The organism is Bacillus cereus group sp. N31, from assembly GCF_016483245.1.
In the GTDB taxonomy this organism is placed as follows: Bacteria; Bacillota; Bacilli; order Bacillales; family Bacillaceae_G; genus Bacillus_A; species Bacillus_A toyonensis.
This window is the reverse complement of sequence record NZ_JAEHCH010000004.1, coordinates 1-17,546: the sequence shown is the minus strand read 5'-3', so window position 1 is coordinate 17,546 and position 17,546 is coordinate 1. Positions and strand designations below refer to the sequence as shown.

Sequence of the window (17,546 nt, the reverse complement as noted above, 5' to 3'; positions counted from 1 at the left end):
CCTTCAATTAAGAAGGTCTTTTTAAATACGCTTATTTAGAATATTTCCCTTTCATGCAGGTTTTATTTTCTCATCAACTCCGCAATCCTCTTACTCCCCTCACTACCAACTTTCTCAAGTTTCTCCACAACTAAATTCCGTCTCTCTATAGAATGATTTTGACTTAACTTCGCTTTTCCTTCTATTTTATTTATCTTTATTTTAAACCCAACTATCCCCTTACTTAACCCTGCCATATAATCCGGGTCTACATTATCAAGTGAGTAGGTGCTCTGTGGATCTTCATATTTATGTACTAAGTCTTGAAGAGAATTTAATAATTCCTGTTTATCTTCAACAACTTCTAACTCTCCATATACATGTACTGCAACATAGTTCCATGTTGGTACAGCTTTGTTTGTTTCATACCATGACGGAGAGATGTAACTATGCGGCCCTTGAAATATAGCTAATACTTGCTGATTCTCACTATCTTTCCACTGTGCATTCGGACGTGCGAAGTGACCATATAACGTGAGCGTTTCCCTATTTAGCAACAACGGTAAATGCGTTGCATATGGTTCCCCGTTATGTTGAGAAAATAATGTCGCAAAGCTATTTTGTTCAATTGTTTCGTACTTCATCTCTTCACCTTGTATTGCAAAATATTTTGGTATGTACATTAGCTCCCTCTTTTCCGCTCTTTTCTATTTTCTTTCCTATTATATTTAGTAATCGCATCAATCAACAGGGCCAGTTTGTCATTATTTTATAGTGGCAGCATTCAATTTAATAAGAATAGGTCGCATGTACTTAATGCGACCTTAGTTTATTTTCCAAATATATTTGTAATAAATGCTGTTTTACCTTCGCCATAGCTCGATCGATTTTTCGACTCTCTTGCTAACTCTTCCTTCAAGTTTCCATACTCATTAGCTACTTCAGTATGTTCACGAAGGTAATCTCGAAACGCTATATGCCTTCTCAACTCTTCACTATTTTTATCACACACATATAAATGATGTTCCATCCGAACTGTATTTTCCTCGTTCCATGGAACGAACGCATCCTTTCTTCCAAACGCCTCTCTTCCTTTAAAGCTCCATTCTAACTCATGATAGTACCCTATCTTCTCAAGTTTTTTTACTACCTCATGAAAAAATTCGTACTCTTCTATCACAACATCAATATCTAGTATTGGTTTTGATGCAAGCCCTTTAACAGATGTACTCCCAACATGTTCAATGGATAAAATGCTGCCTTCCATTACATTGTTAATTAGAGTGTGTAATTTGTAAAATTCACTTTCCCATTTCATGTTATATTCTTCGATAGTAATTCTCTGTTTCAATGTATCCTTCCCCTCAAAAACAATTATAGCCTTTGAATATGAGTATCCTTAAAATCCGTCTCATATTTCAATCCATAACCAAACATTCGATCCATTCCAATATGTGCTGTCCATATTAAACCAACCATTAAAATTGGATCTAGCTTAAAAAAAACACCAATTAAAATAAGTAATATCGATATGATATACGTGTGAAATAAATTATAAATTCTTGCACCTATACGATTGTTTATAGTGTATGCTACCATCGCTAAATCCGGCGCAAAAAGTAATATGATAAATATTAACCAACTAAATCCACATAATGCGTATATATATATCGCAGCTAATAAAACGACAAATCCTTCAAGATGTATAATTCGTTTCTCCAAATTGCATCATCCCTTATCCTTTAACTGAAACACCTTATTCGGATTCAAAATATTTTGCGGATCAAGAGCTTTCTTTATTTTCTCCATTACGAATAATGCCGCCCCATGTTCTTCTTCTTGATACTTTCGTTTTCCGACTCCAACGCCATGTTCTCCCGTGCACGTTCCACCTCGTTTAAGAGCATATAGAACGATACTTTCGTTTATTTCGTCTGCCTTCTTCACTTCTTCTTTATCCTTTGTATCAATCATTAAGAGTACATGGAAATTCCCATCTCCAACATGACCGAGAATACCACCAATAAGACCTACTTTATGTAATACCTCTTTCGCATGGTGAATCGCACCAGCTAATTCTGAAATCGGCACACATACATCTGTACTCATTAGTTTTTTGCCAGGATAACTATACACGTAAGAATACGCTAAGTTATGTCTTGCATCCCATAATTTATTTCTCGCCGCAGTTTCCGTCTCAAACGCGATTTCTTTACATTTATGATCGAGAACGATTTCTTTCGTAAATTCAATATCTTGCTTTAGCCCCGCTTCATTGCCATGAAACTCTAAAAATAGTGTAGGTTCTTCTCTATAACTTGTTTCATTATAATGATTTACTTGTTTCATAGATAATTCATCAACAAGTTCAATTCTGGCAATCGGGATACCTGCTTGCAAAATATGTATAACAGCTTCTACTGCATCATTTATAGTTAGAAACGATGCTCTCGCTGCCATAACATGCTCTGGTATACCATATACTTTTAAAGTTAATTCCGTAAAACATCCAAGCGTCCCTTCTGAACCTACGAAAATACCATTTAAATGATAACCTGATGATGACTTCGCTGCTAAATTCCCCGTATGTATTACGTCTCCATCAGCTAGAACCACTTCTAAATCACGAACTTGATCACGCATTACGCCATACTTAACCGCTGTCGTTCCGCTTGCATTTGTAGCAGCCATTCCACCTAACGTTGCATCTGCTCCTGGGTCTACACTAAAAAACAATCCATACTTTTTCAATTCTTTATTAAGCTGAGAGCGGGTCACTCCTGGCTGTACTCTCACAAGAAAATCCTTCTCCCTTATTTCAAGTATTTTATTCATAAGAGAAAAATCCATTGTGATCCCCTTTTCATACGGAATTACATGTCCTTCTAAACTAGAGCCTACCCCAAATGGAACGACAGATCTTTTATGCTCACTCGCTACTTTCATTATCCCGCTAACCTCTTCGGTCGTTTTTGGAAAAACAACTACATCAGGTAAACTACTAGCATGATATGATTCATCTTTACTATGTAACTCTCTTACTGTCTCATTTATTACTACTCGATCTTCAGGAAGTATATCCTTTAATTCATTTACTAAATGCTCAATTGTTATTTCCATAACTAACTCTCCTTTTTTAGTTTTAAAATAAGTATACCATTTTCATACAAAATAATTAGAAAAATAAGATTATTGAACTTTAAGCATACAAAAAAAGAACTTGCAGCACCCGCTACAAGTTCTTTTCAAACTACATTTTATATGACTTCTTTATTAACAACATAAACCAAATTAATGTAACTGCCATCAATGAATGAGAGAAACCTACAATATACGTTAGCCCTTTAAAATCCGCTCCATTTAATTGAAGAAGCCCTCTCGCTGCCAGCGAACCTAACATTAAAGTTAATGCAATGTTATGTAAAACAAACCATTTATTAAATCCTTTCACTTCATGAAACGCGAATACTTTTGCTAATCCTAAAGCAATTAAAAAGAAGAAAAAACCAAGTACAAGTGTATGTGTATGTAAAAGGTTTAATAAAGTAGAGCCTAAAATCCCTTTATACTTCCCATACTCCCTAGCAAATATTCCTGACAATAAACCGATAATTAAATACGTAAACGATGCATTATATAATTTTTTCATTATGTACCTCCTTGAGTAGAATGTGTAGTGTGTCATATTTAGTAATAATGATAGTTATATAGTAAAAACTCCTAGTCACCTAGGAGTCATTGTATAAGTATCTCACTCTTTACAATCAAATCTAATTATAAAATATCCTTTTATACAAAACAAACGAACTTTATGTGAACAAGTAGAGCGTAAATAAAATATGTTGCACTTTTGTATTACGCAATCCATACTAATTGTTATAACATTTAAAGGTGGTGCAATACATTGATAGTTCTTGAAACTGAACGACTCACTCTTCGTTGGCTCGATATAAATGATGCTCCGTTTATTCTTGAATTAGTAAACGATCCTGCATGGATTCAGTTTATTGGTGATAAAGGGGTTAAAAACTTAGAAGACGCAAAAAATTATATCGTAAACGGACCAGTCGATATGTATAACAAACTCGGATTTGGCCTTTACTTAGTAGAAAGAAAAGAAGATCTCACACCACTTGGTATGTGCGGTCTTATTAAAAGAGATTCATTAGAAGATGTTGATATCGGCTTTGCCTTTTTAGAAAAATTCCGTTCAAAAGGATATGGCCAAGAGTCTGCTTCTGCGGTAATCGAATACGGTGTACAAAAACTTGGACTGAAACGAATTGTAGCAATTACTTCTACAGACAATGTTAATTCAGGAAAGCTTTTAGAAAAAGTAGGGGTGCGATTTGAGAAGATTATTTCAGGGTCTGGAGAAGATCTAAAGTTATTTGGATATAACGTATAATAATAAAGACGCAATTCATTGAACCTCTTCCTATAAACTGAAGGTTTTGGTAAGGAAAAGAACAGCCAATTACTTAAAAAGTATTTCTGGCATTTGTTCCACGAACAGACAACCAAAATGGTGTCCTATAGTTTGTTGCAGGAATGCCTAAATCCCCCAAAAATTCATTTTTAATTTATAATGAGTAAGTTCATTCACATATAAAAAAGATAGGGATAATTAGAATATTACTTCATTAAAAAAATAAAAAAGGAATCCTTTACGGATTCCTTTTTGCTTTCACTCTTTTTCAAACAGCGCATTTTTTGCACCTACTTTGAGTATAACCTATAATTCCTATAAAATAAATACGATTTATTTTATTTATTACTATATTTCATACATTCACCTGACCTATTATTATTTCCATGAATTATTTTAAACCACTAGATACGGCCGTCCAGAATTGCTTATTCTCTTGCTCGATTGCATAAACAGAAACCTCTGCAAGATTCTTTGTGATTGTATAGTGAGTTTTTTGTTTAATACTTGTTTCATCCTCATACCAAACTTCATGCTTAGGATTATTTTTATCCATATACGTAAACATCATGGAATCAGACGCTGCATCACGACGCGGTTTTGCTTTTGTCTGTTGAATAAGTTCATTTATGTCCTTCCAAGCAAGCATTTTGCTATTTTTTTCATCACTCAAATCTCAAACATTTCCGTATGCAGGGATACCCATAATAAATTTTTTATTATCTACCACTCTAGTAGTGTAATTTAGATTTTCTTCTAACCATGGCTTACTAATAGTAGATTCTGGTTTACTCCATGTACCATGCTCATCGTAAGTCATTACTTGAAGGGAATCTGCATTTCTACCTTATTGGACATAATCAAATGGCCATGTATTCTCACGATCATCCTCACCCTTAGCTGGAACCGATACCGTAACAGTATGACCTGAACTATGAATTTTTTTGATGTCTCTTTTACAAAGAGCGTAAGTAAGTCACGGTCTTCTGGATTAATACTTTCTAAATCAATATTAACGCCGTCATACCCATATTCAATAACTATGTTATACATTTGATTTATTAATTTTTCTCTTTTCTCTGAATCCGAAAGAACATTATGCGCTAACTCAAAATCAAAATAATTAGTATCATTGTTAAAATTAGATAAAGCTGCATAACTTTTTATTTTTTTGTGAGTAGGACAATACTTCATTAGGTACATCACTTTCCACAGTACCATCTGCATAGAAAAAGAAGTTCTACTCAATATAGGTAGAACTTCTTTTTTTATACTTCACATATACGGAGTTCTCACTTATCCATTCCACATCGTGTTTAAAATCAGGAGAAACTCATCTTCATTTACAGGTTTACTGTAATAATAGCCCTGAATTAGATAGCATGCATTTTGTTGTAACACTGTTAACTGTTCTTTCGTTTCCACTCCTTCTGCTATCACTTTCATATTTAAAGTATGCGCTAGTGAAATAATGGTTTGTATAATTTCATCTCCATCAGTAGAAGTTCCGATCCTATTAACAAATTCTCTTGGAATTTTCAAAGTATCAATTGGATACAGTGGCAGATACGCTAATGAAGAATAACCTGTACCAAAATCGTCAATTGATAAATTTACACCATACGATTTTAATGCTTTTAACTTCGATAGGGTTTCTTTTTCATCTACCATTGCTATTCGCTCTGTTAATTCCAAATCAATAGAACTAGCAGGTACTCCTATTTCTTCTATGGTCGATATAATTATTTGGACAAAGTCTTTCTGTTCAAACTCTATAGCTGATAAATTTATCCCCATCTTTAGATTTGAATAGCCCGCAGAATGCCATTCTTTCAGCTGTCGACACGCTTTCTGTAATGTCCATTTCCCAATTGAAATAATCTGCGACGTTTCTTCCGCGATAGGTATAAACTCAAAAGGAGAAATCAGCCCGAGCTCTGGATGTTGCCAACGTATTAAAGCCTCTGCACCAATAAGCTTACCTGCCTTACTATCAATTTGTGGTTGATACAATAAAACCAACTCATTATTTTCAACTGCATTTGGTAAATCCTGCTCTAATCGTAATCGACGGGTTATTTTTTGAGATAATGTCTCGTCATACATACAAACAGCATTGTTACCTTTTTCCTTTGCACTATACATAGCGATATCGGCATGTTGTAAAAGTGTAGTAGTATTTATTCCTCCAAACGGATACACTGCTATTCCTATACTAAGAGATAAGTAAAAACTATGCTGATTTACTACAAATGGTTCTTCAGTTATACGAAATAAAGTTTCACACAAATCCAATAGCTGTTGCTCTGTTTGGTTATAGATAATGATCGCAAACTCATCTCCCCCTATTCTTGCTAGAGGAATAGTCGGTGACAGACATATCCTAAAACGGTTGGCAACTTCTTTTAAAACCCTGTCACCAATGGAATGACCTAGTGTATCATTAATAGTCTTAAAGCGGTTTAAATCTATATACAAAAGCCCAAACTTATCCTGTGCTTTTTGTGCACGCTTAATGGATCTGTCTAATTCTTGCTGGAAGAATATACGATTTCCAATCTCCGTCACCGTATCATGGAATGCAAGATAATTTATCTCATCCTGTTGTTGTTTCATCCTCGTTATGTCTTTTACCATTACATAACTCCCAAAAGTTTGTCCTTCTATCATAATAGGCACTATAGTGACATACCAAAAGAGTATATCCTTCTCATTGTTATTTTTCACACGTAACTGTAACGAAGATGAGCTACATCGTTTCCTTTTCTTTATAGCCGATTCCAATTCAGATTTATCTTCATCTAAAAAAATAGAGAAGCACTCTTCCCCTATTAATACAGCACTGTCTTTTCCTAATAACATACTTCCAGCCTGGTTTATATTTAATACGATACCATTTGAATCAATCGTTAATATAGGATCCGGATGATACTCATATAGTGACTTAAACTTCTCTTGATTTTTTACCAAATCATTAGATTTATTTATTAAATCCATTGTTCTTTGAGATACTGTTTGTTCTAATTGATTATTAAACACTTTTAATGTTTCGGTTAAATCTTTGTTTTGCATTCGTACGATTGTATGACGAATCAGTACAAATACAAAAGCAATACAATTTCCCATAATCAGTGTAGATGAAGAAGTGTGCTCTTTCAAAGTAAAGCCAATTAAGACTGCAACTGCAAGATAAGGGAAAATGACAAGAATTTTCTTTCCAAATGTCGGATTAATAATAAAATAATTTTTTTTAGAAGATGTATTCTTTGGAATTGTAGCAGCAATAGCGATAAATAATAGGAAAACTCTATACAAACACCTTAATAATATAACTGAACGATCTGACAAATCGTCTTGTAAGTAAAAATACAAGTAGTCCGTAATAGCCAATCCGGTTAATACTAGGATAAAAATAAACAATTTACTTTTTGTATTGAAAATAGCCGGTCGAAAGATTAGGGTAACTCCAAGTAATAGAAGAAATAAATCTATAATTGGAAAAATAAATGAGAGAAAAACATCTCCAATTGATAAGAATAAGATATTTGCAGAAGGTTTATTAAATAGGTACCACTCTAATGTAAAAATAGCAGTAACAACACTACATAAATCACAAAGTAAATACGCTTTCTCCCACTTGCTACATTCCATCATGATTTTATAAAAGAACGCAAAGAGAAAGAAGAATAAGAAAAACAACAAAAATACATCAGAGATATTAAAATTTTGTATTGGTAATTCTACATTAAGTACTTGAAAAGCGGATATGAAATTCCCTATCAAGAAACACCCTATTGCAATGGTAATGCAAACCCAGAATACTCCTAACTTAATTTTTCTAGATAATATTGAGTACAGTAATGAGATAAATACAGTAGTTTCAATGACTAAAGATGATAGTCGGATATTAAAATCTGATACGAAATAATGATTCGGAAAAACAAATAAAAATATAAAGCAAAAGCTTATATAAGCTATTAAAGCCAATATTAATACATAAAATTGCACATATGCATGTTTACGCAATGGACTCACCTTCTTGAGTTTTTTCTATACTTTTATTAAAAAATGTCTTGATAGTGGCACAACTCCTACTAATTAAAATGTGTGCTACCTATTATCCATATTATGGCCTTTTTAAAAGATTTCTTTCTACATACAACAGTCTTGTTAATTTTTTGTAGATGTTTACAATTTTTAATACCGAGGATTCCAAAAAGGATAAGTTGAAAAATGTAGTTTTTTAAGTGTTTGCGCATCGTAAATTTGGATGGTGCAACTTAACTACTCTTTAAATATGAGATAGAATATAATCCACTATTGGATTATATTTAGTTGCTAACTATCACACTTAAAAGAAATGAAAATATACTATCATTAACATGAAAATTCGAGTTAATTTACGGAACCTAATGTAACGATTGTAGTTACAAAACAGGTTGATGTCAATTTCAAATCGCTCCCCTTTTAATGAACAAAAGACATGACATATTGAATAACAATGTACCATTTATAAAAAGAATGTAATGTTTTATTTCCTTCCTCAAAGAATTATAAATAATCTAGGATTAGGTGAAGGTGATTCTGTTATTGCATCTTCAAAAAAAGAATGTTACTCTAAAAATAGAATTATGAAAGGAATGATGGATGAACAATGATTAACTAATTTATATTTTAAGTTGAATTTTATAACTTCAAACTACAAAATATAGGGTTAGTCTATCCATTTTTATAATTCATTTCACACTTTATTTATCATGATTCAAATGATTAATCAGTACCTATTAAGTATAGACGAAAGACTAATCCTTCCGATTACAAATTGGGGGATTTTTTTATTCCCGTTTATGTTAGTTGAAACTTATTACTTGTTAAATGTACTTAACAAATAAAGGAGCGAGAAAAATGAGTACTTCAGATACTATTGTTACACATGTAATGCTCTATATAAGTCGTTAATATCCATCAAACTTATATAGAGGAATTAAAAAATGGATGGATGTTCCGACTTTATATGAAACGTTTCGATATATAAAGGAGGAATTATTATGTCAATGATAAAAGTCCAAGACTTAACTTTTTCATACCCAGGTAGCTTTGATACTATTTTTGAAGGTGTAAACTTCCAAATAGACACGGATTGGAAACTGGGATTTATCGGTAGAAACGGACGAGGTAAAACGACATTCTTTAATTTATTGTTAGGGGATTATGAGTATAGTGGGAAAATCCTTACTTCGGTAGAATTCAATTACTTCCCCTATCCTGTTGCAGATAAGAACAAATTTACTCATGAAATCCTTGAAGAAATTTGTCCTCAAGCAGAAGATTGGGAATTTCTACGTGAAATATCCTATCTAAATGTTGATGCCGAGGTCATGTACAGACCGTTTAAAACATTATCAAATGGTGAACAAACAAAGGTGTTGCTTGCTGCACTGTTTTTAAAAGAGGGCCAGTTTCTATTAATTGATGAACCAACAAATCACCTAGACACTGCTGGACGAAAGATAGTCTCTGATTATTTAAGGAAGAAAAAAGGATTTATTTTAATTTCACATGACAGAATCTTTTTAGATGGATGCGTTGACCATATCTTGTCTATAAATAGAGCAAATATTGAAGTTCAAAGTGGAAACTATTCTTCTTGGAAGTTAAATTTTGATAGACAGCAAGAGCACGAAGAGGCTACAAATGATCGTCTACAAAAAGACATAGGGAGATTAAAACAGTCTTCCAAGCGTTCAGCAAGTTGGTCTCATAATGTGGAAGCGTCCAAAAATGGAACGAGGAATTCAGGCTCTAAGTTGGATAAAGGATTTGTAGGACATAAAGCAGCCAAGATGATGAAAAGAGCAAAAAACCTTGAATCAAGGCAACAAAAAGCTATTGAAGAAAAGTCAAAATTACTAAAAAACGTGGAGAAAACTGAGTCATTAAAATTAGAACAATTGAAGTTTAAATCAAATGACTTAGTTACTTTGACTGACGTATCCGTTAAGTATGATGACCAAATTGTGAATGAGTCAATTAGTTTCATGGTTGAACAAGGTGACCGAATTGTACTAGATGGAACGAATGGGAGTGGGAAAAGTAGTATCTTAAAACTAATTCTAGGACATCCGATACATCATACAGGCTTAGTTACTTTAGGTACAGGACTCATCATTTCCTACGTCCAACAAGATACTTCTCATTTGAAGGGATCGCTATTAGATTTTATTGAAGAGCACAAGATTGATGAGACTTTATTTAAATCCATCCTACGTAAAATGGACTTTGACCGAATTCAATTCGAGAAAGATATATTTCATTATTCTGGTGGACAAAAGAAAAAGCTGCTTATCGCTAAAAGTTTATGTGAAAAAGCTCATTTATATATATGGGACGAACCACTAAATTTTATAGATATCTATTCGCGTATGCAGATTGAAGAGCTTATTCAACAATTTAACCCCACAATGGTTATTGTTGAGCATGATAAGGCATTTCAACAATCAGTTGCAACGAAAATTATATCTATGTAGCTCAAAGCAAACACTTAAAAATATAATCAGTAAATCGAGTCATTAAACTATAAAAGACTTTAATATGATGATGAAAAAAGCCTAATTTCTCTACAAAATATTGAGAAATTAGGCTTTTTAATAGCAACAGTAGCATTCATAAACAATGAATACAGTTTAACTCTTCAATTTTATTTTCACAGATTCATATATTCTTCTAAAGTCAGTTTTTCCTTATATATATTTTCAGCAATATCTCCTACATAGCGAATATGCCAAGGTTCATATGCATAACCTGTAATACCTTCCTTCCCCTTAGGATAACGAATAATAAACCCTGTACGATGCGCATTTTCTTTCAGCCATTTTCCTTCCTTCGTATTAGCAAAGGATAACTCTAGTTCATTGTTCGCACTTTTAGAAGAAACATCCATTGTTAACCCTGTTTGATGTTCGCTATGGCCTGGTTTTGCCGAAAAACGATCCGTATGCTCTTGGCCTTTTCTTTTTACATTGTTTGCATACAGATTTTTTTGATATTCATAGGAACGAAATCCTGAAACAGCATTCAGCTGAATTCCTTCTTGTTTTGCTAAATAGAATAACTTTTCTAGTGCGTCAGCTGCCTCTTTACGAAGATGACTCTTTTCTACTGTTCCACTGAATGAGAATGGTACATTTGGTACAACTAAATCTTTTGGTTGATAGTTTTCAGGCAATCCATATTCCTTATTCACTACAACCTGTACACTAGCAAAAGAACTTTCTTTTTCTTTTTTTATGGAATTTTCACTATATTCATAATTTCTCTTTTCAGATCCTTTACCAATAGATATGTTGGTGTAAAGTATAAAAATACCTAACACCACAATCATACAAGTGAAGATTCCTACTAATTTAAGTCTCATGATTCATTTCCTTCCTACCAATCTGTATGTTTCTCGTTCATCATACTGCAACCATATCAAATTCATATTAACTTGAAGTGAACTTTTGTTCTTAACGTATTTTACAATAAGAAAAAAGCCTATCGTATGAAGCGTTTGACACGCTAAAAATACGACATGTAGAAATCTATTTTATTCCTACACATAGATAAATAATCTAAAAATTTGTACAATAAGATAATAAGTGTAGCATTCTATTATAGAAAGGTCTTGGTATGGTGCTAGGTATTCATGTAAAAAAAACAAAGGCAGAGTTAATTATTTCATGGCAGTTGGCGAAGATTACTATTCCATTAGGTGATGTGATTGAGGTTACCGAAGATTCTACCTATGCTGGCGTTGAAGAATCAAATGTGATTCGTATTGGAACAGCATATGGTACAACGGATCGTATTTTAATTAAAACGGTAAAACAAAATTATGTATTATTTACTACAAATAAAGTTTCAATTTTAAACGCAATTCACGCTTAAAATCGAATGTCAAAACTGACTCAAACAAAATCCGAGTTAAGTTCAAAAATGAAAGGTCTTCTAATTATTAGAAGACCTTCTTTGTAAAAATTATATAGTTATTATACGTTTCTACGTTTGATAAATAATACAGTTCCAAGAGCTAATAATAAAAGGCCAACGCCCATTGAGATCCACATGGATAAATCTCCACCTGTAACTGGTAATATTCCTGATTTTAATGTCTTTTCTGTTTTTTGTTGTTCTGGTGTTGGAATGCTTTTATCTGGATGCGTCTGATCTGGTTTTGATTGATTAGGTTTAGGTTGTTCCGGTTTTACCTCTTTGAATTTCACTGTTTGTCCCTTATCTTCAATGTCAACGTGAATAGCTACTAAGACATTATCTTGATACAGTTCTTCAAATACTACTACTTCTTTACCTTGTAATGCAGAAGCATTAAATGTGAAGTCTAATGTGATAGAACCATTTTTTTCTTTTGCAGTAAACTTAGATTCTGCTGTTACTTCTTTACCGTCAACTAATAATGGTTTGTTTGTTGCTTTATCCATTAGTTTACCTTTTACAACGTACTCTTTACCCACGATTAAGTCTTTGTATTCCACTTTATCTTGGATTGTTACAGATTTTGTAGCGTCTAATTCTTTAGAACCATCAGCTTTGTTTGTAGCTGTTGTTTTTATTGAAGGCTCTACAAATCGAACTGTTTGACCTACATCGTTAATGTCAGCGTGAGTTGCAATTACTTGACCTTCATGTAATAAGTCTTCAAACACAACCACTTCTCTTCCTTGCTGTTCAGCACCAACGAAAGTAAAGTCTACTGTTACAAAACCATTCTTTTCTTTTGCAGTAAACTTAGTCTCAGCTGTTACTTCTTTACCATCAATCAATAATGGTTCGTTAATAGCTTTGTTCATTAATTTACCTTTTACAGTGTACTCTTTACCAACAACTAAGTTAGTATACTCTACTTTGTCTTGGATAGTGATAGAATTATTTGCATGAATCTCTTTTCCACCATCAGCTTTGTTTGTAGCTGTTGTTTTTATTGAAGGAATCTTTTCATCTTTGACAATATGTTTAATGATTTGACCATTCTCTTTGATCTCAAAAGAGAACGTTTCTTCATTCAATACATAACCTTTTGGTGCAACAGTTTCTTTATATGTGTATTTTCCAAATGGTAACTTTTCAAACTTCGCGATACCTTTATCGTCTGTTTTTCCTTTTACTACTTCTTTTCCTGCTTCATTATAAATAGTAAACTCTGCATTTGGAAGTTTGTTGTTTCCATCAGCTACATCAACTTTTGTAATTTCTAGATCACCTTTGATAAGATGATTAACTGCTAATAACTCAATAATTTTCCCATGTTCCTTTATTTCGAACACAATCGGTTCTTTAATAAGAACGTAACCGTTTGGAGAAGCCTTTTCTACAAATGAATATTTACCATATGCTAAATTTTTGACGTTAACTTCACCTTTTTTATCTGTCTTATATTCACCAATAACTTTCCCACTTGCATCTTTTAACTCGAATACTGCACCTTCTAATTTTTTGCTGATATCTTCATTATCTACTTTAAGTAATTTTACACTACCTTTTACTTCGGTATTTTCTACTGTAAAAGTAAGTGTTTTATTGTGCTCTTTAATTTCAAAAGGATACTTTGTTTTATTTTCAAGATATCCATTAGGTGTTTTTGTCTCTAAGAAATAATACTTACCATACGTAAGATCCTCAACTTTTGCAATTCCATTTTCTTTTGTTACTACTTTTTTCACTTCTTTTCCATCTTCAGTGAAGACTGTAAATTCAACATTTGGCAAAATCTTTCCTGAATCACTAAGTTTTTTTATTTCGATGTTACCTTTTACTTTATTGTTTACTACTTGAACAGCTCCTGTTTCCCCTGTTTTAACTTCAATAGTTTGTGGTTTATCACCTGAAACATAACCTGTTGGTGCTTTAATTTCTTTTACTGTATATGTACCAATTTGTAGGTTATTTAATTCTGCAGTACCATCAGCACCAGTCGTGATTTTTCCAACTGATTCATTATTTGCATTAAAGACTTCAAATACTGCACCAGCTAGAACTTCCCCATTTTCTCCAACCTTTTTAATTTTTAAAGAACCAGTTGCTTCCCAATTTACTGCAAGATCACTACTAAGTTTTTCTTCATTTCTTTCTAATAATACCGTAGCATTCTGAACAGTATCCGTGCCGCGGTAAGCAATTGCTTGAACTTTAGTTAAATTAGCAGCAACACTTAAATTAAATTCACCTGTTTTTGTGTTCTTAGGAATTTGGATACGGAATTTTTCCCCAACTGAAAGCTGATCTCTCACTTCACCATTTTCACTAACAATTTTAACTCCAGTAGGGGCATTTTTCGCTACTACCTTATAAGAACCACTCTTAGCATTTGTTTGTACTGTGTATAGATTCGTTTCAAAGAACTCACCCTTTAATTCTGCTTTTTGCTTTTCAGCAGGAATCACATTCATAAAAATATCTTGCGTCTCTTCACTATTATTAGCATTATTAATAATAGCCTTAGCTGCTTTTTCAACATTTTTATTCTCATGTTTTAATTCATTTACATCAAGTTGACCTAATGCATTCCAGACCGCAAGCTGAGTTGCATAATGCGCTTCATTTTCATTAGCTACTCCCAGCTGTTGAGTACTTTTTTGTGGGAAACCATTTAATAAGACCTTATATACTACATTATCTGTTTTCCCCATTTCAGGAAGATCTTCACCATTTGGTGATTTTAATCCAAGAGTTAAGCAATAAGCAATTTGACCGCTTGAATTTTTAATAAATTCAGTCCGAATGTACTTACCTAGACTATTACTATAACTCCATTCCATTGAATATTTTTCATGCGTCATAACTTCTGCACTAGCCCTTGGTAAAAACACATTAAAGAATAATGCCAGTACTGATAATAATGTAAAAACTCTTATAATAACTCTCTTACTCAATTCTGAAACCTCCCTAAAATAAATTTATCTGAGTATATATCGCAATATCTAAAACATTCACGAGCAACCCGATTATCATTATAAAACAAAAAATTACAAATATTAAATATTTTTAACTAAATAGTCATAAAATTTACACATTTTAATATTTTTCAAGTTTTTAAATGAGTTTACTATATACAGATTCCAAAACACGACTGCAATTAACCAGATAAATATGTATGTTAAATATGTAACTAGTAGTTCTTTTGTTCAAGTTAGTAATCTTCTATTTTATCCAACCATTACTGTAAGAAAATCCAGCCAATTGCTTTTACCTAATAAATAAAAAAAGGCATCAAAAGTTTCGCTTTGTAATCATATATTTTGGCATATTTAATTATCTTTAAAAGAGGCCACTATTTAAATTACTAGCTTACTTCTTTCCATTCTATTTATAAATATGTACAATTTGTTCAACAAAAAAAGTTCCCTATTTTATATGAGGAAACTTTTTACGTAGTATGAACCTAAAAACCTAAAATCCCTATAATCTGGCGGGCCTTAGCATTATCAATATAATAATGCATCTCTAACCCTCGTCTTTCTGCACGGAGTACGGTTCCCTTTAATTTTGATAGATGTTGTGAAACAGTGGATTGCGGGAGTCTTAATATTTCCGTTAACTGTGTAACATTACACATTTTATGGTGCATTAATTCATTTACAATTTGTAATCGAACGGGATGTGCCATTACCTTTAATACATCTACATCTTCTTCACTAATTTCAACTCGATTTCTATTAGATAGTAATGTTGTCATTTCGCATTCTCCTTTAATATTTATTTCTATTTTCCTATTATCCTTATAAGTAGTACTTATAGATGATTACCATTTGTCCTGTTGAGAAAATATATTCTCTTTCTTAAATAAAAAAAGACCCCTATCCTGAAAACAGTAATTACTACTTCAATGAATTAATGTCCTCTAATTTTCAGCCAAACTATATTTTATTTTGGAAAGATTATTTCATAGTCTATTACATGATTTTGAGCGAGGTTTAACATACTTTGTTAAACGAAAAATCTATAAGAAATCTTCCTTCATTTCGCCTTATACAACATATACTATTTATTTCTCAACACAAATAAACGAAATTAAATTCCCAATAATGGTAACTTCAGCTGTTAACTATCATTCCTTTTAACTTTCCCCAATTAAAAATAGCCTTTTCTTTTCATTTCATTTTCTTGTTACCCCGAATAATATGTACCCCTCTTTTATTCTATTAATTCATTATTACACTCCTCCATTTAGATATAAGGGGAACTTCTCATTCAAAGAACTAATTATGCAATATTGCATTTGATAATCATTTTTAATTGTAACTATAATGATTACAGGATGCTATTAATCCAAATATTCTACATGGAGGTTTTATTATGTTCAAAAAAATTATTGTATCTTCTATGGCGCTTACTATGTTCGGTGGAGCTGCAACTATGCTAGAGGTACCTACTGCTCAAGCAGCTTCTTATAACTCAACATCATCCTCTTACTTTGATGTCACTCCTGAAGAGGCCGCGGCTTTCTATCAATCTCAAGACTATAAAAAATTAAAAGTATTTATGGATGACTTTGAAGCTAGAAATCCTTATACTCCTGGTGGAGGCTACGCTCAAGGTAGTGTACGTATGCAAAAATTCAACGATGCTCTTAGAGATGCTAAATTAACAAATATCTACCAAGAATTTATTAGAATCTCATACTACAATCATTATCCAGAACCAAAATAATAACCACGGATAAAATGTTTATTATTCCTATAACTTAGCCTAATTTTAAATGTATAGCCTAAAAATAATGATTAGAAACCACTCATATAAGAGTGGTTTTTCTATTTCCCTATATAATTTAGCTGCATGTTAAGTCACCTTTATTTTGAAATCTTTCATAATGGACATTCTCTCGTTTACACAAACTAGTAGATTAGCGAAGGAAATATCAAAATGTCTTTATAAGTGGTTGGAAGTAATTCTTTTCTGTTTCATAACAAAAAACGAGCACCCTCTCACAATTAACATAAGGTGAACTGCACCCCAATTGTTAGACACCGTCTAACAATTGGAGGTGCAGTTTTTCTATGGTTAAATTCACAGCTGATGAAAAAATACACATCGTTCAACGTTATTTGAACGGAAATGAAAGTTACCGAGAAATTAGTAAAGCGGT

The 17,546-nt window shown here is 32.5% G+C and carries 15 protein-coding genes and 1 pseudogene; 4 read left to right on the top strand and 12 right to left on the bottom strand.

Annotation, left to right across the window (positions count from 1 at the left end; all coding sequences use genetic code 11):
• Positions 1–62: 62 nt before the first annotated feature.
• From JDS81_RS08020 to JDS81_RS08000, 5 genes are all read right to left on the bottom strand, one after another.
• The gene (locus tag JDS81_RS08020; RefSeq protein WP_097953767.1) at positions 63–662 is read right to left on the bottom strand and encodes an FMN-binding negative transcriptional regulator; all 600 of its coding nucleotides are present in this window, start codon (positions 660–662) and stop codon (positions 63–65) included.
• 146 nt (positions 663–808) lie between these two features.
• Positions 809–1,330 carry a GrpB family protein gene (locus JDS81_RS08015; RefSeq protein WP_199688503.1) on the bottom strand — a complete coding sequence of 174 codons (522 nt, stop codon included), beginning with the start codon at positions 1,328–1,330 and terminating at the stop codon, positions 809–811.
• Positions 1,331–1,353: 23 nt separating this feature from the next.
• Positions 1,354–1,701 (bottom strand): DUF4260 domain-containing protein, encoded by a 348-nt coding sequence (locus JDS81_RS08010; protein WP_097953765.1) that lies wholly within the window; start codon positions 1,699–1,701, stop codon positions 1,354–1,356.
• Between the two features lie 6 nt (positions 1,702–1,707).
• The gene (locus tag JDS81_RS08005) at positions 1,708–3,099 is read right to left on the bottom strand and encodes an FAD-binding oxidoreductase (protein WP_097953764.1); all 1,392 of its coding nucleotides are present in this window, start codon (positions 3,097–3,099) and stop codon (positions 1,708–1,710) included.
• Between the two features lie 130 nt (positions 3,100–3,229).
• A complete protein-coding gene (locus JDS81_RS08000; RefSeq protein WP_000737892.1) occupies positions 3,230–3,628 on the bottom strand; it encodes a DUF2871 family protein in 399 nt (132 codons plus the stop codon).
• 255 nt (positions 3,629–3,883) lie between these two features.
• Between JDS81_RS08000 and JDS81_RS07995 the strand changes: the two genes are divergently transcribed.
• Positions 3,884–4,387 (top strand): GNAT family N-acetyltransferase, encoded by a 504-nt coding sequence (locus JDS81_RS07995; protein ID WP_097953763.1) that lies wholly within the window; start codon positions 3,884–3,886, stop codon positions 4,385–4,387.
• Positions 4,388–4,799: 412 nt separating this feature from the next.
• On the opposite strand, the gene JDS81_RS30310 is transcribed toward JDS81_RS07995, so the two are convergent.
• The 4 genes and pseudogenes from JDS81_RS30310 to JDS81_RS07985 form a co-directional block, all read right to left on the bottom strand.
• Complete coding sequence (locus tag JDS81_RS30310) at positions 4,800–5,057, bottom strand: glycoside hydrolase family 18 protein (protein ID WP_242481343.1); 258 nt, start codon at positions 5,055–5,057, stop codon at positions 4,800–4,802.
• Between the two features lie 27 nt (positions 5,058–5,084).
• Positions 5,085–5,237: pseudogene (locus tag JDS81_RS31055) on the bottom strand (glycosyl hydrolase family 18 protein); the annotation flags it as partial.
• Positions 5,228–5,602, bottom strand: coding sequence for a glycosyl hydrolase family 18 protein (locus JDS81_RS31050; RefSeq protein WP_371399170.1), 375 nt, complete (start codon positions 5,600–5,602; stop codon positions 5,228–5,230). The pseudogene JDS81_RS31055 and the gene JDS81_RS31050, both read right to left, overlap by 10 nt.
• A 102-nt stretch (positions 5,603–5,704) precedes the next feature.
• A complete protein-coding gene (locus tag JDS81_RS07985) occupies positions 5,705–8,434 on the bottom strand; it encodes a sensor domain-containing protein (protein ID WP_142316326.1) in 2,730 nt (909 codons plus the stop codon).
• Positions 8,435–9,456: 1,022 nt separating this feature from the next.
• Here JDS81_RS07985 and JDS81_RS07980 point away from each other — a divergent pair.
• A complete protein-coding gene (locus JDS81_RS07980) occupies positions 9,457–10,935 on the top strand; it encodes an Lsa family ABC-F type ribosomal protection protein (protein WP_097953761.1) in 1,479 nt (492 codons plus the stop codon).
• 176 nt (positions 10,936–11,111) lie between these two features.
• Here JDS81_RS07980 and JDS81_RS07975 read toward each other — a convergent pair whose 3' ends face one another.
• Positions 11,112–11,822 (bottom strand): M15 family metallopeptidase, encoded by a 711-nt coding sequence (locus JDS81_RS07975; protein ID WP_097953760.1) that lies wholly within the window; start codon positions 11,820–11,822, stop codon positions 11,112–11,114.
• A 257-nt stretch (positions 11,823–12,079) separates the two neighbouring features.
• On the opposite strand from JDS81_RS07975, the gene JDS81_RS07970 reads away from it, so the two are divergent.
• Positions 12,080–12,334: a SunI/YnzG family protein gene (locus JDS81_RS07970; RefSeq protein ID WP_097953822.1), complete on the top strand. Its 255-nt coding sequence runs from the start codon at positions 12,080–12,082 to the stop codon at positions 12,332–12,334.
• Positions 12,335–12,435: 101 nt separating this feature from the next.
• Here the strand turns inward: JDS81_RS07970 and JDS81_RS07965 are convergent, their stop codons facing one another.
• Positions 12,436–15,333 carry a VaFE repeat-containing surface-anchored protein gene (locus tag JDS81_RS07965; RefSeq protein WP_097953759.1) on the bottom strand — a complete coding sequence of 966 codons (2,898 nt, stop codon included), beginning with the start codon at positions 15,331–15,333 and terminating at the stop codon, positions 12,436–12,438.
• Positions 15,334–15,842: 509 nt separating this feature from the next.
• Positions 15,843–16,136: an ArsR/SmtB family transcription factor gene (locus tag JDS81_RS07960; RefSeq protein ID WP_097953758.1), complete on the bottom strand. Its 294-nt coding sequence runs from the start codon at positions 16,134–16,136 to the stop codon at positions 15,843–15,845.
• Between the two features lie 620 nt (positions 16,137–16,756).
• Between JDS81_RS07960 and JDS81_RS07955 the strand changes: the two genes are divergently transcribed.
• Entirely contained in the window at positions 16,757–17,110 is a 354-nt protein-coding gene (locus JDS81_RS07955) for a hypothetical protein (RefSeq protein ID WP_097953757.1), read from the top strand.
• Positions 17,111–17,546 lie beyond the last annotated feature (436 nt).

Bases quoted from the DNA above. Each gene is read 5' to 3' on its own strand.
- JDS81_RS08020 (WP_097953767.1), bottom strand. From the start codon at position 662: ATGTACATACCAAAATATTTTGCAATACAAGGTGAAGAGATGAAGTAC.
- JDS81_RS08005 (WP_097953764.1), bottom strand. From the start codon at position 3,099: ATGGAAATAACAATTGAGCATTTAGTAAATGAATTAAAGGATATACTT.
- JDS81_RS08000 (WP_000737892.1), bottom strand. From the start codon at position 3,628: ATGAAAAAATTATATAATGCATCGTTTACGTATTTAATTATCGGTTTA.
- JDS81_RS30310 (WP_242481343.1), bottom strand. From the start codon at position 5,057: ATGCTTGCTTGGAAGGACATAAATGAACTTATTCAACAGACAAAAGCA.
- JDS81_RS31050 (WP_371399170.1), bottom strand. From the start codon at position 5,602: ATGAAGTATTGTCCTACTCACAAAAAAATAAAAAGTTATGCAGCTTTA.
- JDS81_RS07980 (WP_097953761.1), top strand. From the start codon at position 9,457: ATGTCAATGATAAAAGTCCAAGACTTAACTTTTTCATACCCAGGTAGC.
- JDS81_RS07975 (WP_097953760.1), bottom strand. From the start codon at position 11,822: ATGAGACTTAAATTAGTAGGAATCTTCACTTGTATGATTGTGGTGTTA.
- JDS81_RS07960 (WP_097953758.1), bottom strand. From the start codon at position 16,136: ATGACAACATTACTATCTAATAGAAATCGAGTTGAAATTAGTGAAGAA.
- JDS81_RS07955 (WP_097953757.1), top strand. From the start codon at position 16,757: ATGTTCAAAAAAATTATTGTATCTTCTATGGCGCTTACTATGTTCGGT.